We start from the raw sequence: 24,156 nt of genomic DNA, 5'->3' as shown, positions 1-24,156 counted from the left end.
ATGTTCGAAATAGGGTCTAATTCTAACGTTTAAGGTCATTCCTATTGGTTATAAAGGGTATAACATGTCACCTGATCGAATAGGAATTATGATGGGTCCAGAATACTAAAATAGGTAGGTAAATCATGCATATTACTCAAGGTCCACAATATAATGGTAAAGCGTCTAAGCGCTTGCATGTCATGGCTAAGCCGATTGGCGCAGCGTGCAACATTGACTGTAAATATTGTTACTACCTAAGTAAGCAAGATTTGTTGGAGTACAAGAAAGGCAGTTCTCCAAGAATGGATGATGAGACGTTAGAAACCTACATCCGACAATACATCGAAGGTCAAAACACACCAGAAATCATCTTCTCATGGCAGGGCGGTGAACCGACCATGCTGGGTTTGGCGTATTTTGAACGCGTGGTTGAGTTACAGAAAAAGTACCGACCTGAAGGTGTGTTGATTTCAAACGATTTACAAACCAATGGCACATTGTTGAATGATGATTGGGCCGTATTTCTTGCGAAGAATAACTTCCTGATCGGTTTGAGTATTGATGGCCCTGAAATGCTTCACAATGCTTATCGTGTCAACAGAGCCGGCCGTGGCACATTCAAACAAGTGATGGCGGCGGTGGAGCTGCTGCATAAACACCAAGTGAAGTTCGCAACGTTGACTTGTGTGAATAACCTCACCAGTCAAAATGCACTTGAAGTGTATCGCTTCCTACGTGATGTGGTGAAGTCACCGCAAATGCAGTTTATTCCTATCGTTGAACAGAAAACGTTCAGAACGGTCGCGCCACAAACATCCCAAGTGAGCGAGCAGCTCAAACAAGGCGACAAACGCCTGATCCCCGGACATAAAGATTCGATAATGGAATCGTGGTGTGTGTCGGACTTGGCTTGGGGTAACTTCCTTATTTCTGTGTTTGATGAGTGGGCTAAGAACGATATCGGCAAGGTGTTTGTTCAGTATTTTGAAGCGAGCGTAGAAACATGGATTGGGCGTCCGAACCCACTGTGTACCTTGAACGAGATATGCGGCAAGGGTTTGGCAATGGAGCCAAATGGCGATGTTTTCTCATGCGACCACTATGTTTACCCTGAGTACAAAATTGGCAATATTCATCACGAGAAACTTGATGATTTAGCGTACAGCGCACCACAGCAAAAGTTTGGTTTTGCTAAATCCCGTACACTGACCAGTCAATGTCAGCAGTGTGATTACAAGTTCGCTTGTCATGGTGAGTGCCCTAAGAACCGCTTTATCAAAACTCGTGCAGGCGAACCGGGCTTGAACTACTTATGTGCAGGTTGGCATAAGTTCTTTTCTCATGTCGATAAGTCGATGGCGTATATCGCTCGCGCGATGGGGCATCCTGTTGCTCATGGTAAATTCAGCGACTCAGTATTGATGGCGCATCGAGCAAAACAGGTGCAACAAGCCACGTTCGAGACCAAGTTTTAACTTGTTCTTTGGATCAACAGGTCCAAGATAAATTTAATCAGATACGAGTCTAAGGACAGGCTAAGTTCTCCAGTTTAAGGTAATACTATGATGAAGAAGAGTTTAGCGACGGCTGTTGCTTTATTGGTTTCAACGTCCGCATTGATTTCAACGTCTGCGATGGCTGCGAATAGCGTTCAACAAACGGTTGACGCGCCAGCACAAAATATCAATCAAGTGCTTGAAATGACGGACACTCAAACCCGCATTCAACAGTTGTCTTACATGGCACAAGATCAGAATCAATCTGTTGAAAATCGTACTGGTGCACTGCAAGAGCTTGCTTCATACCCAAGCCAAAATGCGCTGGTGGCGGTGGCAAGAGGCTTAAAAGATCAAAACCCTGAAGTGCGTGAAGCGGCGGTTATCGGTTCTGAACCTTACCAACTTGAACATCGCTGGGCGTTAATTTCACCCCTACTAAAAGACAGCGATACCATGGTTCGCCACACGGCAACATCCAATTTAGTTCGTGACTTCAATGCGTTAGATGACGAGCAGAAAGCACAAATTGAACCACCTGTAACAGAGCTGATTAGCTTCTTGGAAACGCAAGAATCTGAAAAGTACCAATTACTGTTTGCTGATGTGCTTCGTTGGCACAATGACTGGGATAAGGCGGAAACGGTTTATCTAGAGCTGATCAATACGCATCCAAAAGAAGCGCAAGTTTGGTTGAGCTACGCAGATAATTTTCGAGCTCAGAACAAAGATAAGCAAGCAGTCGAAGTATTAGATCGTGGTTTGGAGAGCGTGCCAAACAACGCCGCTCTGCATTATTCGAAATCGTTGACTCTGGTTCGCCTTGAAGACAAAACTGCGGCAGCCAAAGAGATTGAAGTGGCTGCGAAGCTAGCGAAAGATAACAGCTACTACTGGTACCTAAATGGGGTATTACAAGAAGAGTTGGATATCGACAAGTCGACTAAATCGTTCGAGAAAGCATATTTGATCTCTGGTTCTCCAGAGCAGCTATACGCGGTATGCGATATCTATGTGCGTTACGGCAATGAAAAGACCGATGATTGCTTAGGTGAGCTAGGTAAAGTGGCTCCTGATTATGTAATTGAGCAGTTGAAAGAGAAGCGAGTAGCGCCAAGCTCATAATATCCTAATGAGTAATTGGCGAAGCCGATAATGAAAAGCCAGTCGACACGTTCGACTGGCTTTTTCGCATCCATGAACTGCTTAGATAAGGCTCAAGCGACTAAAGACAAAATAAGGGCAAGCCTGTTACTTGCCCATTTCGTTTTATTATTCACCCATAGAGCTTGATGCACGGCGTCTGTCGGTCGCGCCATAGATCTTGCCATCTTTGACTTCAATGGCATTCAAGCCACTGACGACGGGAATGACATGCACCGGATAACCGAGTTGCATGAACTCTGGTACTAACATTTCGGCGTAGGTTTTCTTCTCGACGAGTAAACCTGTTGGGTCATAAGGCTTGGTGCGATCAATCTTGGTGCCATATTGAATGTTTGGAAGGTCAATGGCTTCTTGCGCAGACAAATCCCAATCGAGAACGCCTACCACGGCTTTCAACACGTAACCCGGAATTTGCGAACTGCCTGGAGAGCCGACAACTAAACGCAGGTCGTCTTTTTTATCCATAACCATTAATGGTGTGATTGCAGAGCGTGGTCGCTTACCTGCTTCGATGGCGTTTTGAGTCGGTTTACCGTTTATGGTGGGTTTAGTGGAGAAGTTCGCCATTTGTGCGTTAAGAATTACACCATCGACCATCACTCCAGAGCCCATGCCCGTGCCGACGGTGCTAGTCATGGCAATGGCATTACCGTCTTTGTCGATAATGGATATGTGCCCGGTATCTTGGCTCTCAAAACCTTGATACTGAGCGTAATCAGTATTGGATAGCTTGCCTGCTTTCGGGTTTGTTTTTGAAATACCACTCTCTGGAATGAGCTTACGTCGCTCATCGATGTAGGCTTTGTCGAGTAGGGCAGCAACTGGCGCTTCGATGTAATCTGGGTCACCGGCATAAGCGATGCGATCGGCCTTAGCGATTCTCATGGCTTCGGTCATCAAGCGCCAAGGTTCAACATCGGTTTTAGACATGTCGGCTAAGTCATAGGCCTCTAACATTTCGAGGCTTTGAGCAACCATCACGCCACCAGAGGCTGGATAACCGAACGAGACAATCTTGTTGCCTCGGTAGTCGCTTTCAATAACCTCACGTTGTTTCACTTGGTACTGTTCAAAATCTTCAATAGAGAGTTTTGCATGGTCGGCGTCGATTCGGCTGTTAACCGTTTCAACGATGTGCTTACCAAACTCGCCACCATAAAGGTACTTATCACCTTGTTGAGCAATGTTGCTCAGAGTGTCGGCAAGTTTGGGGTTCTTCATCAATGTGCCGGTCGGTTTGATTTGGTCGCCATTCCAATACAGGGATTCAATTTCTGGGTCTTCAATCAACCTTTCTTGTTCGCGAACCACGATGTCGTAGGTGTAGCTGTTCATCGCGTAGCCCTTGCTTGCCAGTTCAATTGCGGGTTGAACAAGCTCGGACCATGGCAGTTTTCCGTATTGTTGATGAGTGCTATAGAGCAAACGAAGTGTGCCGGGAACAGCAACAGAACGAGCCCCTAAAATCTCGTTTCGACTTAGCGCTTCTCCATTTTCCATGAACATGTCTGGAGTAGCAGTTGAAGGGGCTTCATCTCGTCCATCAAGTGCGAGGAATTGATCTTTGTCTTTTTGGTAAAACAGCGCAAAAGTACCACCGCCGATCCCTGTCATATCCGGTTCAACCACCGACATTGTCATCTGCATCGCCACCATTGCATCGACTGCATTACCGCCTTTTTTGAGTATCGAATACCCAGTGCTGCTTACATATGGATTCGTCGCACTTACCATAAACTCTTCGCCAGTTTCGTCTGGCGTAATTGGAAAAGGATTTGGCTCAGCCGCGAAACCGACCGCTGAAACCAAACTTAAAGATAAAGTAGCTATTCGCATGCGTTCTCCGTTTAAGGTATCTGTTTATTCGCTTTTAGGTTGACCAAATTAAGGTAGTGAAGTTCGTGAGTTTGCAGCCTTCTTACACAATATTGACGGCTCTGACATTAATCGCCAAATCACCTAAATGTTTCTGTATTGAAGGATAGTTACGACCAATGTTATGGCTTGTTAAGCATGACAATTCAAAGACATAAAAAAGCCCAGACTGTTTGATTAGCTTGGGCTTTTATTTCTATAGACGATGATTTTTACGCATGATTAGAAAACGAAACTCAGCATGATGGTGTAAAGGACGGCATCTTTGTCATCAAAGGCACTTCGTGGATAGAACTCTTCGACAAACGCACCGTTTGCTTTGCGAGCTTCAAAATATTGCACTTCACCATTAATAGAGACATTTGGTAGCACATCGTAATCCACACCAATTAGGTAGCTGTTTCCTGTTAGGTGTTCGTGTGAATCAAACTCTGCCCCGTAAACGACGTATGGAGTGAATAAATCTAGTCTATAGCCCAAACTCGCGTACATCGAGGACGAGAAGTCACTGATCTGTCCTTCACTTGCAAGCACCGCTTGACCTAATTCATACTCAGCACCTAACGACCAAAGTTGGATGTGTTGGTTATCTGCTGTTGGGAGGGTACCAACGTTTTTAATCTTTACTGTTTGGTCAAAATTTGAATCTAGGAAAGATAAATTCCAACGATAATTTTCACCACTCAATTGAAGGTTGGCACCGAACATTCGATTGGTTTCAAATTCCAGCTCAGTACTCGAATTAAAGTCGACTTCGTTTTTGTCTTTTATACCGAAGAAGGGGGAGAGTAATAGCGTTGCTTCGTCACTGACATCATGAGTCCAACTCACTTTAATACCATTGAACGCAGTAATGCCTAAGACGGAATTGTATACCTCTGTCGGTGGCCTTGCTGTCATATAGGCTTGGCCCACATAGTAGTACTCAGAGGCAAGGAATAATGGTAGTCGTAATCGACCAACGCTGACATCAAAGTCATTAAATTCATAACCTAAGTAAGCCCACTCTAACTGCGGCTCACTCCAATCATATTGGGGTGGCTTTACAACTTGCACGGAAGCTTTGAATGAATTGTAGAAGTAATCGAGTTGAACACCAAATGTGGTATCACAGTCGTAACAGCTCTCATCAGTAAAACCGCGGTTGATGATTAATGGATTATCGTTATCCGATGTTGCCCAAGACGTTGAGCCAAAGCCACTGAGGGATAAATTATCGGTAAGTTCGATATTCGCAAAAGCCGGAGAGGCCATTGAGGCACATAACACTGACGTAATTATTCTTTTCATATTATTTCTCCGAACTTATAACGTAGAGAACGTTGGCATTTTGAGGAACCGAAGAGAGTGGGGAGTAACCAATACGGTTTGGTTTGTCATCAAGCCAGTCCACTAAGCTGTCGGTTGATGCCGTTTTGATTTCTCTTGGATAACGAGCTTTTCCTGAAAAAGATAACCCAGCCCAATGTGCATTCATTTGAGCGGCATTTTTTCCAAGTAAAAGCTGATAAAATTGTTCTCTCTCGGCGCTGTTCTCAGGCCAGTCTGATAGTTCTACACGTTTGCCATTGAGGCGCTTGGTTTTTCCTCGGTATAGCTTTCTCGCTTTGTTTATCGATATCTCTTCAAACCCAGAGTCTAAAGAGAATATGGCGTAATCTTCTGCGGCATGAGCGGGGCTGAGAAGGAGTAAGCTTCCTAACAACCCTATCACTGCGGGTAGCAGCGCTCTGCACGAGAGTGTTTTAATTGTTTTGATCCAATCCATTGGTTTCTCCTAACAAGTCGCACTTTCTATTTGGTGGAACAGTTTTTCTTTTCTTACGGGCTTCGCTACGTACCCATCCATTCCTGAATCAAAGCACTTTTGAATATCATCATCGATAACACTGGCGGTTAACGCGATAATAGGAGTTTTGCTTAAGCCTTGGTTTTTCTCGTGTTCTCGAATCTCCTTAGTTGCGGTGAAACCGTCCATAACAGGCATCATGCAATCCATCAAAATAATGTCGAAGCTACTGTCGTTCTGGTACATATCAACGGCAATTTGTCCGTTGTCTGCTATTTCAAAGGCGTAGCCGGCTTTTTTAAGCATCACTGAAGCGACTTTCTGGTTCACGCGATTATCTTCAACCAAGAGAATCTTCTCAGATTTGCTTGGTACCGTGTTCAACTCAGGTTGCTCTGGCAATGTTTGTTTGGTTGTTTGTACGCTATGAATCGGTGTGACCGTTGAGTTTAAAGGTGCTGCAGGTACGCTTTGCGGCAGTGGCATCGCTTCTACTGCTGCGAGAACCTTCTCTTTCAACATCTCGAATTTGAATGGTTTAGGCACGTAATCGTCCATGCCTACGTCGAAACATTTTTGAATATCATCATCAATCACACTGGCTGTAAGAGCGATGATAGGAATACGACGAGCGGAGTTAGCCTCTTTTTCAACGCGGCGAATATTAGCTGTTGCTTCAAAGCCATCCATCACTGGCATCATGCAGTCCATAAGAATTGCAGCGTAATGCGGGTTGGCGGTAAACATGTCGACCGCTTCTTGCCCGTTATTAGCGAACTCGAATTCGAAACCGCTTTTACCAACGTGAAGCCCCGCGATTTTCTGGTTGATCTTGTTGTCCTCGACGATAAGAATCTTGTGCTGAATTGCCTGACCTTGTTGATTGGCTTCGGACAGCTCAGCAAGACCTTGTGAGTCACAAAGTTCAATGGCTTTTATTAAGCGCAAGCCGAGTAGGGGCTGTGATACTTGAGCGGTAATACAGTGCCCAATATCTGCGGGGTCACTTAGGAATGAACGAATCAAACAAATCGTTGCGCCATTCTTGTTGAGTTTGTCTAGGTTGTCTGAATAGTCACTCGCTTGGAATGAATCGTCTTCAGCAAAAATAACGGTGGTTGGTTTGTCGTGTTTTTTCGCAGAAATTTGCTCGTTAATGGTATCCGCGCTGTTGGTTTGCTGAGTAACTTTCAACCCATAGAGATTAAGGTCGCTTTCTATACGTTCAGAAAGCATGTTCTCGTTACCTAGAATATAGATATTTGCTGAGGCAGTGCTTGGTTTCGGTAACATCAAATCAACGGCCAATGCTAGGTCGAAGTAGAAACAACTACCTTCACCTTTAACTGAATCAAGTTGTATCTGGCCACCCATTAATTCAACCAACTGAGTACTAATAGCAAGGCCAAGACCGGTACCACCGAATTGTCTGGTTGTTGAATCATCCTCTTGAGCGAAGGGTTCAAATATTTGTTTTTGTTGCTTTGAATCGATACCAATACCTGTGTCGCTAACGGCAAATCGAATGGTGACATTATCGTCCGATTGTTCGAGTGTTTTGATCGATAGTGTTACGCCACCTTCAGCCGTGAACTTAACCGCATTCGACATAAAGTTCATCAAGATCTGTCTTAAACGGTGATCGTCTATCATCACGCGTGCCGGTGTATCAGGGCTGATATCGACGTTAACCGATATTTTTTGCTCTTTGGCTTTAGGTGCAACAATAGATGCTATGTCGTAAATCGATTCTCGAATTGATGCTGAATGAGGGCTGATCAACAGCATGCCAGATTCGATCTTAGAGAAGTCCAAAATGTCGTTGATAAGGCTTAATAGCAATTGAGAAGAGGTCTCAATGGTATCGACATAATCGCGTTGTGTTGGTGTCAGCGGTGTATCAGACAAGATCTCAGAAATACCAATAACCCCATTCAATGGAGTACGAATCTCGTGTGACATGTTTGCCAAGAAGCTACTTTTGGCCTTACTGGCTTGTATCGCGTGATCTTTTGCTTCTTCAGCGTCTTCTTTAGCTCGCTCGGCGTCTTCTTTTGCTACTGTCAGTCTATCTTTCGCGAGTTCTCGTTCGATGGTCAATCGTTCAACTTGTTGAGCAAACAGACTGAGTTCATCTTTACCTTGGATCAATTTATCTAGACAAGGGCGCGTGTCATCATTTTCGCTTTTTAAGAAAGCTAATACCAAATTTAGGTTGTTGGTGACTTGTCTTGCCAAGCTTAGGGTTAGCCCCATAACGATCATTGCGAGCACAGCAACAATGGAAATAAACAAGGTTCGTTGTACTTGCGCGTCGTAGATGGCTTGCTCAACCTCTTGTTGGAATTCTTGCTTGATCACATTGCCTAGGCTTTGCAATAAATTAAGTCGAGCACTCATCGCCTCCAACCCTACAGATACTTCTTGAGGCGTCAGTTGGCTGATAGCGTTTAGATCGAGTAGTGCGTTTCTGATCTCTTGGCTTTGTGCAAAAACATCATTTCGAAACACTTCAACCATTAGTGAAACTTGGTGTTCGTTGGCATTCAACGAAACAAAGCGCTCTAGGAACAACTGTTGTCTTTCGCTCAAGGTTTTGATTTGCTCAGCGAGTTCTGGGTCGTATTCTTGGGTGCTTTGGAATATCTCAATCAATGAAGTACCTAGCTTGAATTCTTCGTTTGACCAGAACATCAACCATTCAAGTTGTTGCAATGCGGTGAGGTGTTGTTGAATTTCACGCTTGGTGTTTTCGAAAGGGACTTTTTCGACTTCAAGTAACAGTTGTTTGTATAAATCACTCTGCCATTCGAGGGCGTCCAATTTATCGTAAGTGTCAGTCGCTTCCATCGTTGATAGAGTCGCTTCACTGAAATCTGAAACCAGTTGATTCATTTCATCAGAAGCGCCTAAAAAAATGATAGGCGAGAGTGTTTTCAATTCTGCCTTTACTTGGCTGCTTTGTGTTGCGAACTCTTCAGGGCTAGAAGCGAGGGTGCTTCGATATAAGACCGAGATATCTTGAAGATACACAGATAACTGATTGGTCCGCTCAAAATCGGTTAATTGAGTCGTTAAAATATAAGCTTGTCTGCCTGCAAGGAACAGCAGTAGTGAAATGGGAAGTAGAACTAAGCCAAAGAGTTTATGTTTGACTGAAAGGTTATTCCAGACCGTAATTGCCATATAAGGATCCATCCAACTGTCGTTATATAAAAACAGTAGAATAAAAATTCCGATATGGAAACTTTGAAACGGTAAATTTTACGTAAGTGTGGGAGGGGTATAAGTTCTTGTGATTCCAAAGCTTATTTTGAAATGCGTTCTTTTATTAGTAATTTATAGCGTTTGGCAGTTTGTTTAATTTTATGCTTATTGATGAATAACTTAAAAAGCGTATTAATGAGGACGATTGTTATCGAGGCTTAATTCGAAAAGAAGTTGCTCTAAAACCGTTTTTGCAGAGGGTTCTAATGTCCAAATACCGAGCATTCTGTTTAGTGCAGCGCGATACACTCTGTTTTTGAGTAGGAAGGCGAGTGTGCTCGTATCGTTGTTAAAAACGTGTGTTTGTATGATTGTGAGCTCTGGTTTATTTGCGATTTCAATTTTCTGTAGGTTAAAAGCAGGCAGGAATGAACACTCGTACCAAATCTCAATGATCTCTCGAAGTTCGATTTCTTCTTCAGGCACGTCACAGCCCTGAAATATATGATTCTCAGGAATTGCGGATAAGTAAGCTACATCAAGCTTGTCTGCAACGAATGTGTACATTTTCTTCCTTGTTACCTGTGGTATTGGGGCGAATCATCTCTCTCACTTATGATTTTGTCAATTACATCCATTTCCCTAAATAGCGAATTGTGACTAAGCGTTGAGGTTTTAGCTCAAGCTGTTTAAGTATTTGTCTGTTAAGCCAAAATATTTCAAATTCCCATCCGGCTCTAACACTAAACTCATGTTTGATGTTGCGATCAAACCAGGGTCATTAGTCGAAAAAATCACGGTTTTATTCAACAATTTATCGGAGAACAGGCGATTAAAGTATTGAGCGTTTTCTTGCTCTGCACCGTTGAACGGTTCATCAATGATAATCAGAGATTGCTCACAGTTACCTAGGCCAAGTGCCAAACGCAATTTTTGTTGAATTCCATTCGGGAGACTTTTGCATTTATCCACGCTTAACTGAGTAGCCAAGCCTTCAGGAAGCCATTCATCTAATTCAAAGAAGCTGATCATCTCTTGCATCTTGTCTGTTGGAATCAGCCCGTTGTGTAGAATGAAGTTGGTCTCAAGTGAGCCTTCAAAAATATGTAAATTGAAAGGAATGTAGTTAATCGACGTGCGATAACGGTAGCTATTGAACTGTTTAATGTTGTAACCATCGACAGATACAGCGCCTTGATAGCGGTCTTCTAACCCAGCAATGATTGAGATTAAGGTGGTTTTGCCGCAGCCCGTAGGGCCACAAATGACCACTTTGGCACTGGGTGGCACTTTGAAACCAAGGTTGGTTAAGCCGGTCGCCGCTCCTGCATATCGGTGACTGACACCGCTGCCCACAATGCTGCCTTGGAACTGGCGAATAGGTGGGCTTTTTTCTAAGGTCAATTTGTCGTCATTCATCGACATCAGGTTGTTTATCTGTGCTGATGAAGCCTTGATCGATTGGAACTTGGAAATTGAGTTATAGATACCCATGATTGGGCCTAACGCTTTCCAAACCAAAATTACGGTCGCGAGCATGGCACCTGCATCAGAAGTGCCTTCCATCACGCCGATTACCGCGGTCACGATACTTGCTGTACCAATCACTTGAATCAAACTGCCGCCAGCGGCCTGAATCTTACTGTTCGTTACGGCAACGTTCTCTGCATCGCTGGTGCTTTGCATGTGCGATGCACTGAATCGAGATTGAACGACACGAAGTAAAGGTAGGCCTTGAATGGTCTTGATACCACGAAGGATTTCGTTCCATTGATACGAGACCATAGCATTGGCGCGCGAACTTTTGGATGTGGCTTGCGAGTAGATATAGCGCGAGTAAATACAGAACACTAGCATCAGTATTAAACCACCCATTACCACCAATGCCGCTGTACCAGACATCAGAGCTATGGCGATGATAAATACAATCACAAACGGCATATCAAAATAGCTGAGGGTTGATTCTGCAGTCACTAAGCGTCGGAACGTATCGATATCTTTCAAACGAGCTAACTGGGAAGATACCCCAGCTGTAGATGTCATCGCATAAGGTAGCCACAGTAGCTTAGATATAACGGCTTGCGAGATGTGCACGGCGAGATCTTTACCGGAAGTGGCAATGATGTTGACCCGCATTTTCTTAAAGAAGTATTCAGAGAAGCCGACAATGATGGCAAACAGAGTCAACCAATACAGTGTCGCCTCAGAACTCGAAGTCAGTGCGAAGTTATATACACTCATAATAAAGAATGGCTGCAGTGCACCGAGAATACTGATGACGAAGCTGAGAATGATCAGGCTTTTAAGTTCATTGTTATAACGATAGAAAGCGTATTTAATCCAATTACTTCTGTCTTGCGATTCCGGAGGTGGTTCGCGGAACAGACGAGAATATTCGCTAATCGCAATCAGCAAACAGGGCTTTTTGCACATTGGGTATTCAATAGTGTTGTTGTTCGTGTAATCAAACAGCAGCAACTTTCCATCTTTGGTGCCTAAGAAGATCGCACTTAGATTCTCTATTTCAATAAAGCATGGGTGAGGGTGCTTATCGATATTCTCGAGTGTCTTTAGCTTAGTCACATCACAGCGATACCCAAGGCGCTCTATGGTTGCTGTGAAGCTGTCGCCATCTTTGGGTTTTGGAATAAAAGCATCGCTGAGTATAGCGGGAGTGCCTTCCCATTCGAGTGCTATCAGGGTGTAGGCCAAACCACGAATAAGTGGCGATTGACTGTAACGTTCGTCGTATCCACTAGATTCAAAATCCAAGACACGTTGCGGCACATTATTGAAGTCTACTAGGATACTCATTGCTCACCTCCGGTAAGTTTTACACGTTTGAGGCGGTGGTTAAGTTTGTCCATTTTATTACTGGCGATGATCAAGATTTTGTCGTTGGCACGATAAGCCGTACTGGTGAGAACCACTCTCGCAAATTCCTCATCAAATACACAATCGATATCATCAAATATCAATACACGCTTACTGGCGAGTAGAGCGCGAACCAATAATAAGGCGTAGCCAACTTGGCGAGAGAATGGGTTACGCATATGGCCTTTGAGTTCTGTATAAAACCCTGCAGGAAGCCCATCGATTTGTGCCTTGATGTTCATGGTTTCACACAGTGCAAACGCCGTGTTATTCAAGCTTGGGCGGAAACAGGTTAGGTTATCGATAATCGTCCCTTCTACGAAAGAACTGGTTTTATCAACCATCAGCACGCTATTGCGCCAAACGTTGTAATTGACGTCATCCAAAGGCGTGTCGTTAATCATGATATCGAGTTTGCTATCACTGTTCTGACGCGTAATACAGTTAGCGAGGTGGGTCTTGCCTGAACCACTTTTCCCTGTCAGCAAATAGGCTTGGCCTAGTTCGAACTCGATGCGCTGCTTTTCAGAATACTTAACCGAAATACGTTCAACCTCTGTTGTCTCGTGTTGATGTTCAACAGAAGCTGCCAATTCAAGCAGGTCAGCGATACGTTGGATATGGAGTTTGTTTAATTCCCAGCGGCTCGCGGTACGCATTACTTGCTGGTAAGGCGCAAAATAACGGTTGGTCAGCATGATGATCGCGGCCATGATGCCTTGACTCGATTCCATATTGATTACGGCAGTCGCCAAGACCACCACAACGCAAGCAATGGATAGCTGTTGGATGAGCGCCAAAATCAAGCCAAAGTTCGACTCGATTTGCTCATATTTGATGTTCTCCACTTCACGCTCTTCGACCATTTGTGTCATCAAGCTTTCAACGCGGTACTCCATGTTTCGCGCTTTAATATCAAGCGGGCTAGAGATGATCTCAATGATTTTGGAGGTAGTTAACCCTTCGATGTCTGACTTATTCTGCAAGCTACCAATTTTCTGTTTGGAAAGACTCCAAGCGAAAATCGCTAATACGGCCGAGGCAATTAGAAGGGTGATACCAGCCCATATGTTGATGAGACCGATAATAAGTATAGTAATCGCGCTAACAGCAAGGTTGATAAGCGCTCGAACCGATTCTCCACCAAAGAAGGTCTTAAGTTCAGGAATCGTTGAGATTCGTTCTAGGTATTCGCCTGGCTCCAAACGGCGGAATTTAGAGATCTCCGCCAAACAGATGGATTGGAATACCTTGTTGGTTAGGTTGGTTTCAAACTGCCTCATGATAACGGAAGATATCTTCTCTTCCTGACTTTTTAAGTGGTAGTCGAGGAAGATGGAAATCAAAATAATCGCGAACAATAAGAACAGCGTATCTTGTGCTTGGTTGGGTAACACTCGATCAAAAATGATCAGAATAGAGAAGGGCAGTACCAAACCAAACAGGGTCGATATTATCGTTGAGAAAGTCAGATAACACTTATCTGCCATGTTGATCTTTTGCGAAAACTGCTCAGTTTGCATTATGACCTCCTTTCCTCAATGACTCCGTTGAGAGAAGATGTTTTGGCACCAAATCTTGATTGTCTCGTCCCTCAATATCACTCATTAATTGCATCACGCTTTCGATAGATTGAATTGAGAGTATGCCCTTAATTTGCTCAAGCTTGATGGTCTCGATGATGTAGTCGTATCGTGCGCTTTCGTAGTCTCTTAACGCGCTGAACAGTTTACTTTCCGCCGCCAGCAAGTCGGTGATAGTACGCGTGCCCAATTGGTAGGCTCTTTGGATCCCTTTATAAGACGCGTAGTTGGCGCGAATGATGTTTTCGTAACTGCTTATAGACTGCGAGAAATCGTTAATGTTGAGCACTGAGGTATTCACGCTGTTACGTGTGGTATAAAGCGAATCTTGGTAAAGCAGTTCAGTACGCTCGATGGCCGTTGATGACTTCTGATAGCCGTAGTAATTAGAGCCACCGGATAAGAGAGGTACAGAGAGGTTTAATCCGACACTGGTTGAGTTACTTTCGCCCGTTGCTGTAATGTCAGTTTTGTCGTAGTTATTGGCGTCATCGTGTCGATAGCTGGCTGAAAGCGACACGGTCGGTAAGAAGTTCGAACCGCTCTCTTTCAAGCTTCTGCGGCTTCTTTCTACGTTTTTCCTTGCTACCAACAAGTCGTTATTGAGCTTTAACGCCTGATCCATGATCGTGCGTTGTTCGGTTTCGTTGATCTCTTTTAAAGGCACGCTTTCGTATATGTCTTGCGACGGAGTAATAGGGTATTGAATTTGAATTGAGAGCCCGTTGAGAATGACACGACGATCTTTCTGCAAGGTTCTTAATCGGTTCGACACACCTTCTTTCTGAGCAATTACTTCGTATAGCTCACTGGCTGCGGTGTTACCAAGCTCTACATTACGTCGCATTTGATGTTCACGTGTTTCGGACGATTTAAGCTCAACCTTGGTCGCTTTGATTTGGGCGTTGTTTTTTAAATACTCAAAGTATTGAGAGCCGATTTCCGAAATGGTGCTTTGGATTTTGTTCTCGTGTTTAATCTCTTCGATATTGAAGTCGAGCTTTGCTGTCCCATATTTGAAAATGTCACCAAGATTGAATATGGATTGCGAAAACGAAAGGCTGTAGCTGTTTGAGTTATAGCTAGAGGTTTCATCCGGCACGCTCGATAGCAAGGTTTCATTCTCGTTCCATGTGGTATCGGCAGCACCATTGAGGGAAGGCAGAAATTTAGAGCGACTGATACCAATGTTGTACTCGTTTTCTTCAACACCTTTATCACTGGCGCGAAGAGACAGGCTGTTTTGCAGGCCGAGCTCTACCGCTTCAAGCAGGGTAGTCGCCGCTGCTGAAGGTGTCGTGCTTAATAAAAGTGCAGCCATGATGCTGCTAGTTAAGTTTTTGTACCGCCACATACTTGTTGATCACCTTGATGATTTGGTCGCTTTTATAAGGTTTGCTGATCACGTAATCCATTCCGGCCTCAATACAAGCCTGGTGTTCGTTACTGCTGGTCAATGCGGTTGCACCTATGATGGTACAAGGGTTTTTCTCGTTTTCTTGTTCGAATTGGCGAATGCGTTTTGTGGCTTCGATGCCACCCATACCCGGCATGATGCAATCCATGAAGATGATGTCAGAACGCTTATTCATGAAGTGCTTCACCGCATCGGCGCCATCGCCAACCATGTCGGGTTCATATTCTTGCTTGGTCAAGATTCGTTTCAGTAAGATCTGCTGAACTCGGTCATCCTCTACGATAAGGAATGAGCTGTTTTCCATCTGTTCTTCCGATGCTTCCGCTTCCATAATGGTGAGCAGGTTTGGAATGAACTCGTAAGGAATAGCAGGAGCGTTGATGATTTTGTCCACAAAGCTATGACACTCTTGTGCTTGCTGAGTGTTGGTCACTGACAACAGTAACTTGGTGTTTGGGTGATTCTTAAGCTGAGATTTTACCGTCTTACTCAACGACGGCAGTTTGTTGGGTTCAAAGGTATCGGTCAACATTATCGCATCGTAATCACCGAACGTTTTCGCCGCAGAGAAAAGCTCATTTGCAGTGCGAATTTCGGTGATCTCTAGCCCCAAGTTACTGAGCATTTTTTTCATCACATCGATACGAACTTGAGTATTAGCACACAAGAGTAAACGCTTGCCATCAAAGCGAGTTTTCTCTGTGTGGAAGTTCTTAGCCTTAAGATCCAGTTCAATCTGGAAACGTTCCTGAGCCCCTGATTGGAACCAGTGACTCTCGTAATATCCGTAATCTTTTAATACGCTTTTTGCTAAGTCATCTGTGCTGGCTGTATGGTCTTTGTGGGCGCTCCAATGGAGTTTATTGAGCTTGGCAACAGAGACATCCAGCGTTGATAAGAAGTTGAGGTTGATGGTGACACGGGTATTTTCCATGTCAGAAGCCGCACCCGATTCAATCGTCACAAACAGCTTCTTATTTGATTTGAGTTGAATAGCGTTAGAAAGTTGAAGGAACAGTATCCAGAATAAGCTGGTGGATTGGCCTGCAACACGATTCGGCAAGTTGTCTGAGATAAAACAGTCAAGTTCGCCTTCATTTCGCTGAATTTTGGCACTGATATGAATCATCAATTCCGACAAGACGTTGAGTAGTGAAAATTCTTTCGATTTACTTTCCGTACCCTGTGAAATCAAGCGATTATAGTTTTCTGCTAACTCAGATAGTGTGCTACACGCAGAGGTAATATCCTTCGCCATCAACACGCCGTTTTCATCGGTTTCTTGAACCAGATATTGGACGCCACCGTTGATGGTGTTTGTAATTCCGCGAATCTCATAACCGATTAACGCATACAACTGTTTGTAGAGATCGTTATTGCGCTTTTGGTCTTCTAATTTACTGAAGATAAGTTTGAGATGAGAGTAAATCTGACGCTGCTTGGGGTTGATGCTCACTTCATTAAGAAGCTCTTCAAGACGTTGTAAATCTAGCTGCTTCAGCTCTTGATACAGGGCATCGAATTCATAGTCGATTTCGCGTTCGTTCGAGCTGGATTTTTTCAGTTTCAACATAGCAACTGAGTTGGATAGAATCGTGATAACAGCCAATATCACGACCACCATAAACAACCAGATAAAGAACTCGTTCTTCTCAGACATCAAGTCATTCGCATGGTTGTTAAACATGGTGCGATAGTTGTCATCCATCTTCAGGTAGTTATTGGTCAATGAAAGGTACAACCCCAATACGTCGTTACGTGTTTTGGAGCTATCAGAGAAACGATTAATCGCCAATTCCAGTTGTGTGTATTCGGTTGCTCCAACCAAGCTGAACTCGGTTTTGTTCAAAGAGGCTAAAGAGCGAAATTCATCAATTTCACGCTTCAAGTTAACCAGGTTGAATTCGTTAGTACCGCAAGTGTTGGTACTTAAGCACTGCTGCAGAGTTTGAATATCTTGTTCTATGGTCTGATTAAGCTTCTGGGCTTGTATGAGCAGTGGGGCGCTTTGCACTTGTGCGACTGAGTCTACTTTTGACCAAGAAAAGTATAAATAGAAAGCGAGCGCAGCCAATACCACGCAAAATAGTATGCTTAAACGTAGAGCGGGTACGGAAATATTGTACGAAGGTTTCCTGCTCATTGATTATCTCTCATCGAAAGCATCCTCTATGGCTGACATCACAGGTTTCGCTGCGTATTCGATCACGCGACGTGAGCCTGTTTTTACATCGGCGGTAAATTCCATATAAGGTGATAGCTTGTATTGAGTGCCTCCTCGTTCAAGAAAGTTTCGGTCAATTTCAATCTCTGCTAAATAGAATTCAGCGTCTTCTTCTTCGTATGATGAACGGCTGATTGAGGCGATGGTTCCCTCAACAAACCCGTATTTTGCAAAGTTATAGGTATCCATTTTTACTTTCACTGCCTGACCAATTTCGACAAACCCCATGTCTTTACGTGGGATCTTCGCTTCACCGTGAAGGGAGTTATTGATCGGTGCAATATCGGCGATACTTTCTCCTGGAGGAATCACAGCAGAGCGGAAATTGAAATGCAGTTTGTCGACCACACCATCCACCGGAGAGTAGACGATTAAGCGATCAACCTTGTCGGAATGCTGTGGTTGTAAGATTCGCTTTAGCTTGAGGTCTTTATTTGCTTGAATGATTTGCGCTTGATACTCAGAGTTTCGGTTCTCAACCAAGTCACGGTGTTGCTTTTCCAATTTGTCGAGTTGGAAACGCTCATTCATCACAGACTCGTCAAGGTTCTCAATCTCACGCACCATATTCGACTCTTGTACTTTCATGTTAAGTACGTCGACATATGACGCCATCTCTTCTTTATAGAGGGTGTTTTTGATGTTGAGCTGCTTACGTATCAGAGAGAGTTGATTCTCTGAGCTTTTGCGACGCTTTAGCATTGAACTGATTAACGAGTTCTTGTGCTTGATATCGTGAGTGATGAGTTCTTCATTTGAACGGTTTTTAGAGAACTCTTGCCTCCACGTATTCATGTTGACCTGAACTTGCTCAGGGTATTTCTCAATGAAGGCGTCGAAGTTAGGTTCTACCATGTCGCGTAAGCTTTCATAACGAATCTTATCGAGCTCAATCTGAATAATTTCAGTATTCACGGTATCAAGTTGAGTGTTACGGTCGAGTGAGCGTATTCGAGCGATAGGTTGGCCCTCATAAACGACTTCACCTTTCCTGACTAACAATTCTTCTAATATCCCGCCTTCTAAATGTTGAACTTTCTCGACATCCGATTCCAATAGCAGCTCTCCACGCACGGAAACAACAATGTCGATACGTGCTTGTGACGCCACGGCGATAGCGACCAAAGCGAGCAAGAATATAATGAGCAACGTTTTGTGAACGCTGGTCATGGCACTAGCAAGTACAATAGTGTCATCAGCTGTGACCTTAGAAGCCTCGTTATTGGAAACAAGTGCTTTTCTGAGGTGATGTTCTATTTGGTTATTGCTCATGACTGACCTCGGTTACTTGCCATCTATTACTTCCTTAATATCCAACAAGTGGTTGATTTGTCGATTGACGTTGTGCAATTCAGTTTTTACATCCTCTATTAGATCTTCCGGCGCAGGGAACTCGTGTCTACTCAAGTGTTCCAATTTGGCCATTTTGGGCGGAAGGTCTTGGTCGCAAAGCAACGTTAAGATGGTCTTCAACTTTTTTGAGTAACTATTGAGTTCATCAAAACGATTACTCTTATGAAGCGCTTCTATATTTAGGGCTGCGTCAGAAAAGTCATTGTAAAAGTCGCCTAATAGCAATTGCAGCCCTTTGTGGTTGTTGTCGACCGAGCGCAACAAATTCGTCATGTCTATCATCACTTCACTGCCTTAATTGCTTTAATCACAATAACTAAGGATCTTTAAACGCAGTTTTCAAATTTTTTTTGATTCTTTCTCTTTAAAAAGAAATTATGAAAAATGTTGTATAAAAAATTGGTTTTTCAAAATGATGTCCTTTAATGCCTCTATAAATACGATCAGTTAGCTAGTAGCAACGGAGGCTGTAATGGCAGGCGAAAATAACCAAAACAACCAAAATGAAGATCTAAATGACGCGGTAGAACAAACGGACACGAACGACGCGGGTACGCCCTCCCAACAGCAAAATCAACAAAATCAACAAAATACGATTGCGTCGACAATAGCGACGGGTGCTGAAAATGCGGATGCGGCAGACGAAGTTAACCAGGCTTTAGACGAAAATCCGAGTGGTGCAGGTAATGCTGAAGATGCCTCGGCTTCTGGTGCGGCTGTGCAAGAAGAGACGCCAGAAAGTGATGGAGACTCAGACGCTGCACAATCCAATGTAGTTGGTGGGGCCGCTTCTGAAGCTGGTTCGGATAACGCTGCTGGCAGTGGTGGCGGTGCCGGAGCGGGCGCACAAGCTGTAGGTGGTGATAACGCAGAGGCTGCGACAGGTGGTGCAGACGCAGAAGGTAATGATGAACAAGGCCAAGCTGCGCGTACTTCAGCAGCGCCGAGTGCGACATCTTCAGAGTCGGGTGACCAGCAAGTTGGTGATGATCTAGATTCACAAACAGTAGAAGAGACATTTGCAGTTGATGTTCAAGCTTCTGACGAAGAGACCATCAGCGAAGTAGAAGATGACTTTGATTCTGAAACGGTAAGCGAAACGTTTAAAATCAAAGTCGAAAGTGAAAATGATGCACCAGAAGCTGAACAAGATCTGGCTTACATCATGGATGAAGATGGCTCCATAACATTCACTCAAGAACAATTACTCGAATACGCAAGTGATGTAGATGGGGACGAGCTTGTTGCTTCTAACGTCCAAGTTGGTGCTGATGCAACAGTTCAAGACAATGGTGATGGTACTTTCACCGTTGTTCCTTCAGCTGATTTTAATGGTGAACTTGACCTTACTTTCGACATCAGTGACGGCCAAGAAACGATTAGCAGCGCAATTGATTTAACGGTACGTCCGATTAATGATGCTCCTGTTCCTGAAGATAAAACGTTTGAAATTGAGGAAGATGGCACGCTCATTTTCACCGATGCTGACCTATTAACCGGTGCTACAGACATTGAAGGTGACAACCTAACGGTTGAAGGTGTGACTTACGATGGCGGTGACGGTATTCTTACCGACAACGGCAATGGTACATATACCTTCGCTCCAAATGAGAACTTCAATGGTGACGTAAACTTCGGTTTCGATGTCTCTGACGGTACCGATACGGTGTCAGCGAACATCGATGTGAGTGTTACGGCGGTTGATGATGCGCCAGTATCGGGTGACCTAGCGTACTCAATCGATGAAGACGGTTCGATTCGTCTAAGTCAAGAGCAATTGCTTTCTCAAGCATCAGATGTGGAAGGCGATGATCTTACTGCTAGTGGCTTAACGGTCGGCGGTGATGCAACAGTTACTCAGAACGATGATGGCAGTTTCACCATCACGCCAGATGAGAACTTCAATGGCGACATCGATATCAGCTTTGATATCTCAGATGGCACTAATACGGTTCAAGCTTCAGCAGACTTAACCGTTAACCCAGTAAATGACCTGCCAGTACCACAAGATCAACAGTTCAGCGTTGAAGAAGACGGCACGTTAATCTTCACCGATGCTGACCTATTAACAGGCGCAACGGACATTGAAGGTGACAACCTAACTGTTGAAGGTGTGACCTACGATGGCGGTGACGGTATTCTTACCGACAACGGCAACGGGACTTACACCTTTGCTCCAAACGAAAACTTCAATGGCGATGTAAACTTCGGTTTCGATGTGTCTGACGGTACCGATAGGGTGTCAGCGAACATCGACGTAAGCGTAACAGCCGTTGATGATGCACCAGTGTCTGGCGACCTAGCGTACTCAATTGACGAAGACGGTTCGATTCGTCTAAGCCAAGAGCAGCTGCTTTCTCAAGCATCAGATGTTGAAGGTGATGACCTGACGGCCAGCGACTTAACGGTTGGCGGTGATGCAACGGTTGTAGCTAACGATGACGGCAGTTTCACGATTACGCCAGATGAGAACTTCAACGGTGACATTGATATCAGCTTCGATATCTCAGATGGTACCAATACGGTTCAAGCCTCTGCAGACTTAACCGTTAATCCAGTAAATGATTTACCAGTACCTCAAGATCAACAGTTCAGCGTCGAAGAAGATGGCACGTTAATCTTCACCGATGCAGACCTATTAACAGGTGCAACGGACATTGAAGGTGACAACCTAACGGTTGAAGGTGTGACTTACGATGGCGGTGACGGTATTCTTACCGACAACGGCAATGGTACATATTCCTTCGCTCCAAATGAGAACTTCAATGGTGACGTAAACTTCGGTTTCGATGTATCTGACGGTACCGATACGGTGTCAGCGAACATCGATGTGAGTGTTACGGCGGTTGATGATGCGCCAGTATCGGGTGACCTAGCGTACTCAATTGATGAAGACGGTTCTATCCGCCTAAGCCAAGAGCAGCTTCTATCGCAAGCGTTTGATGTTGAAGGCGATGACCTTACTGCTAGCGGCCTAACGGTTGGCGGTGATGCAACAGTTGTGGCTAACGACGATGGCAGTTTCACGATTACGCCAGATGAGAACTTCAATGGTGACATCGATATCAGCTTTGATATCTCAGATGGTACCAATACCGTTCAAGCTTCAGCAGACCTTACGGTTAACCCAGTAAATGATTTACCAGTCCCTCAAGATCAACAGTTCAGCGTTGAAGAAGATGGCACGTTAATCTTTACCGACGCCGACCTATTAACCGGTGCTACAGACATTGAAGGCGACAACCTAACGGTTGAAGGTGTGACCTACGATGGTGGCGACGGTATCCTTACTGATAACGGTAACGGCACGTACACCTTTGCTCCGAATGAAAACTTCAATGGCGATGTAAACTTCGGTTTTGATGTATCTGACGGTACCGATACAGTGTCAGCAAACATCGATGTGAGCGTAACTGCCGTTGATGATGCACCTGTCTCGGGTGATCTAGCGTACTCAATTGACGAAGACGGCTCGATTCGTTTAAGCCAAGAGCAGCTTCTATCGCAAGCCTCTGACGTGGAAGGCGATGACCTTACTGCTAGCGGCCTAACGGTTGACGGTGATGCAACCGTTACTCAAAACGATGATGGCAGCTTCACGATTACGCCAGATGAGAACTTCAATGGTGACATCGATATCAGCTTCGATATCTCAGATGGCACCAATACCGTTCAAGCCTTAGCTGACCTAACCGTTAACCCAGTTAATGACCTGCCAGTGCCTCAAGATCAACAGTTCAGCGTGGAAGAAGATGGCACGTTAATCTTCACCGATGCAGATCTATTAACAGGTGCAACGGACATCGAAGGTGACAACCTAACGGTTGAAGGTGTGACCTACGATGGCGGTGACGGTATCCTTACTGATAACGGTAACGGCACGTATACTTTCGCTCCAAATGAGAACTTCAATGGCGACGTAAACTTCGGTTTTGATGTCTCTGACGGTACCGACACGGTATCTGTAAACATCGACGTAAGCGTAACAGCCGTTGATGATGCGCCAGTGTCTGGCGACCTAGCGTACTCAATCGACGAAGACGGTTCGATTCGTCTAAGCCAAGAGCAGTTGCTATCGCAAGCGTCTGACGTGGAAGGCGATGACTTGACGGCCAGCAGCCTAACGGTTGGCGGTGATGCGACAGTTGTAGCTAACGATGACGGCAGTTTCACGATTACGCCAGATGAGAACTTCAATGGCGACATTGATATCAGCTTTGATATCTCAGATGGCACCAATACGGTTCAAGCTTCAGCCGACCTAACCGTTAACCCAGTAAATGATTTACCAGTCCCTCAAGACCAACAGTTCAGCGTTGAAGAAGATGGCACGTTAATCTTTACTGATGCAGACCTGTTAACCGGTGCTACAGACATTGAAGGTGACAACCTAACGGTTGAAGGTGTGACCTACGATGGTGGCGACGGTATCTTGACCGACAACGGTAATGGTACTTACACGTTTGCTCCGAATGAAAACTTCAATGGCGATGTAAACTTCGGCTTTGATGTCTCTGACGGTACCGATACGGTATCTGCGAACATCGACGTAAGCGTTACTGCCGTTGATGATGCGCCTGTGTCTGGTGACTTAGCGTACTCAATCGACGAAGACGGTTCGATTCGTCTAAGCCAAGAGCAGTTGCTATCGAAAGCGTCTGACGTGGAAGGCGATGACCTAACGGCCAGCGACTTAACGGTTGGTGGTGATGCAACGGTTGTAGCTAACGATGACGGCAGCTTCACGATTACGCCAGATGAGAACTTCAATGGCGACATCGATATCAGCTTCGATATCTCAGATGGCACCAATACCGTTCAAGCTTCAGCAGACCTAACCGTTAATCCAGTTAACGATTTACCAGTACCACAAGATCAACAGTTCAGCGTCGAAGAAGATGGCACGCTCATCTTTACTGATGCAGACCTATTAACCGGTGCCACGGACATTGAAGGTGACAACCTAACGGTTGAAGGTGTGACCTACGATGGTGGCGACGGTATTCTTACTGATAATGGTAATGGTACCTACACCTTCGCTCCGAATGAGAACTTTAATGGCGACGTAAACTTCGGCTTTGATGTCTCTGACGGCACCGATACAGTCTCTGTAAACATCGACGTAAGCGTAACTGCCGTTGATGATGCGCCAGTGTCTGGTGACCTAGCGTACTCAATCGACGAAGACG

Annotated in this window: 14 protein-coding genes; 3 read left to right on the top strand and 11 right to left on the bottom strand. The window is 44.7% G+C overall.

The annotated features are described in order from the left end of the window. Positions 1-125: 125 nt before the first annotated feature. Both MSG34_RS14945 and MSG34_RS14940 read left to right on the top strand, forming a co-directional pair. Positions 126-1,457 (top strand): anaerobic sulfatase maturase, encoded by a 1,332-nt coding sequence (locus MSG34_RS14945; RefSeq protein WP_248338228.1) that lies wholly within the window; start codon positions 126-128, stop codon positions 1,455-1,457. An 87-nt stretch (positions 1,458-1,544) separates the two neighbouring features. Beyond that, positions 1,545-2,603, top strand: a complete 1,059-nt coding sequence (locus tag MSG34_RS14940) for a HEAT repeat domain-containing protein (protein WP_248338226.1) — start codon at positions 1,545-1,547, stop codon at positions 2,601-2,603. A gap of 147 nt (positions 2,604-2,750) precedes the next feature. Here the strand turns inward: MSG34_RS14940 and ggt are convergent, their stop codons facing one another. The 11 genes from ggt to MSG34_RS14885 all read right to left on the bottom strand — a co-directional run bounded on the left by ggt (position 2,751) and on the right by MSG34_RS14885 (position 19,252). Then, positions 2,751-4,481 (bottom strand): gamma-glutamyltransferase, encoded by a 1,731-nt coding sequence (gene ggt / locus MSG34_RS14935; protein WP_248338224.1) that lies wholly within the window; start codon positions 4,479-4,481, stop codon positions 2,751-2,753. Positions 4,482-4,742: 261 nt separating this feature from the next. Continuing rightward, positions 4,743-5,810 (bottom strand): sulfate ABC transporter permease, encoded by a 1,068-nt coding sequence (locus tag MSG34_RS14930; RefSeq protein WP_086773918.1) that lies wholly within the window; start codon positions 5,808-5,810, stop codon positions 4,743-4,745. A gap of 1 nt (position 5,811) precedes the next feature. Continuing rightward, positions 5,812-6,288, bottom strand: a complete 477-nt coding sequence (locus tag MSG34_RS14925; RefSeq protein WP_017094534.1) for a hypothetical protein — start codon at positions 6,286-6,288, stop codon at positions 5,812-5,814. A gap of 9 nt (positions 6,289-6,297) precedes the next feature. After that, entirely contained in the window at positions 6,298-9,495 is a 3,198-nt protein-coding gene (locus tag MSG34_RS14920) for a response regulator (RefSeq protein WP_248338222.1), read from the bottom strand. Positions 9,496-9,708: 213 nt separating this feature from the next. Then, positions 9,709-10,083 carry a hypothetical protein gene (locus MSG34_RS14915; RefSeq protein WP_050621561.1) on the bottom strand — a complete coding sequence of 125 codons (375 nt, stop codon included), beginning with the start codon at positions 10,081-10,083 and terminating at the stop codon, positions 9,709-9,711. 108 nt (positions 10,084-10,191) lie between these two features. Then, positions 10,192-12,330, bottom strand: a complete 2,139-nt coding sequence (locus MSG34_RS14910; protein WP_050621560.1) for an ATP-binding cassette domain-containing protein — start codon at positions 12,328-12,330, stop codon at positions 10,192-10,194. After that, on the bottom strand, positions 12,327-13,913 hold the full coding sequence (locus MSG34_RS14905; RefSeq protein WP_248338221.1) for an ABC transporter transmembrane domain-containing protein: 1,587 nt from the start codon (positions 13,911-13,913) through the stop codon (positions 12,327-12,329). The genes MSG34_RS14910 and MSG34_RS14905 overlap by 4 nt, the downstream gene beginning before the upstream one ends. After that, the gene (locus MSG34_RS14900) at positions 13,903-15,327 is read right to left on the bottom strand and encodes a TolC family protein (RefSeq protein WP_248338220.1); all 1,425 of its coding nucleotides are present in this window, start codon (positions 15,325-15,327) and stop codon (positions 13,903-13,905) included. The genes MSG34_RS14905 and MSG34_RS14900 overlap by 11 nt, the downstream gene beginning before the upstream one ends. Further along, positions 15,302-17,533 carry a response regulator gene (locus MSG34_RS14895; protein ID WP_248338219.1) on the bottom strand — a complete coding sequence of 744 codons (2,232 nt, stop codon included), beginning with the start codon at positions 17,531-17,533 and terminating at the stop codon, positions 15,302-15,304. Before MSG34_RS14895 ends, MSG34_RS14900 begins: the two co-directional genes overlap by 26 nt. 3 nt (positions 17,534-17,536) lie before the next feature. Continuing rightward, positions 17,537-18,886, bottom strand: a complete 1,350-nt coding sequence (locus tag MSG34_RS14890; protein WP_122080866.1) for an HlyD family type I secretion periplasmic adaptor subunit — start codon at positions 18,884-18,886, stop codon at positions 17,537-17,539. Between the two features lie 12 nt (positions 18,887-18,898). After that, a complete protein-coding gene (locus MSG34_RS14885) occupies positions 18,899-19,252 on the bottom strand; it encodes a hypothetical protein (protein WP_248338216.1) in 354 nt (117 codons plus the stop codon). A 187-nt stretch (positions 19,253-19,439) separates the two neighbouring features. Between MSG34_RS14885 and MSG34_RS14880 the strand changes: the two genes are divergently transcribed. Further along, a partial coding sequence (locus tag MSG34_RS14880) for a tandem-95 repeat protein (RefSeq protein WP_248338213.1) occupies positions 19,440-24,156 on the top strand: 4,717 nt, incomplete at its 3' end.

The sequence above is a fragment of the Vibrio sp. 1CM2L genome, from assembly GCF_023161695.1.
Taxonomy (GTDB): Bacteria; Pseudomonadota; Gammaproteobacteria; order Enterobacterales; family Vibrionaceae; genus Vibrio; species Vibrio coralliirubri.
The sequence above is the reverse complement of the archived record's forward strand: the minus strand, read 5'-3'. Positions and strand labels throughout refer to the sequence as shown.

Excerpts from the sequence above, each read along its gene's own strand:
- MSG34_RS14945 (WP_248338228.1), top strand. The coding sequence starts at position 126 with ATGCATATTACTCAAGGTCCACAATATAATGGTAAAGCGTCTAAGCGC.
- MSG34_RS14940 (WP_248338226.1), top strand. The coding sequence starts at position 1,545 with ATGATGAAGAAGAGTTTAGCGACGGCTGTTGCTTTATTGGTTTCAACG.
- ggt (WP_248338224.1), bottom strand. The coding sequence starts at position 4,481 with ATGCGAATAGCTACTTTATCTTTAAGTTTGGTTTCAGCGGTCGGTTTC.
- MSG34_RS14930 (WP_086773918.1), bottom strand. The coding sequence starts at position 5,810 with ATGAAAAGAATAATTACGTCAGTGTTATGTGCCTCAATGGCCTCTCCG.
- MSG34_RS14925 (WP_017094534.1), bottom strand. The coding sequence starts at position 6,288 with ATGGATTGGATCAAAACAATTAAAACACTCTCGTGCAGAGCGCTGCTA.
- MSG34_RS14920 (WP_248338222.1), bottom strand. The coding sequence starts at position 9,495 with ATGGCAATTACGGTCTGGAATAACCTTTCAGTCAAACATAAACTCTTT.
- MSG34_RS14915 (WP_050621561.1), bottom strand. The coding sequence starts at position 10,083 with ATGTACACATTCGTTGCAGACAAGCTTGATGTAGCTTACTTATCCGCA.
- MSG34_RS14910 (WP_050621560.1), bottom strand. The coding sequence starts at position 12,330 with ATGAGTATCCTAGTAGACTTCAATAATGTGCCGCAACGTGTCTTGGAT.
- MSG34_RS14905 (WP_248338221.1), bottom strand. The coding sequence starts at position 13,913 with ATGCAAACTGAGCAGTTTTCGCAAAAGATCAACATGGCAGATAAGTGT.
- MSG34_RS14900 (WP_248338220.1), bottom strand. The coding sequence starts at position 15,327 with ATGTGGCGGTACAAAAACTTAACTAGCAGCATCATGGCTGCACTTTTA.
- MSG34_RS14895 (WP_248338219.1), bottom strand. The coding sequence starts at position 17,533 with ATGAGCAGGAAACCTTCGTACAATATTTCCGTACCCGCTCTACGTTTA.
- MSG34_RS14890 (WP_122080866.1), bottom strand. The coding sequence starts at position 18,886 with ATGAGCAATAACCAAATAGAACATCACCTCAGAAAAGCACTTGTTTCC.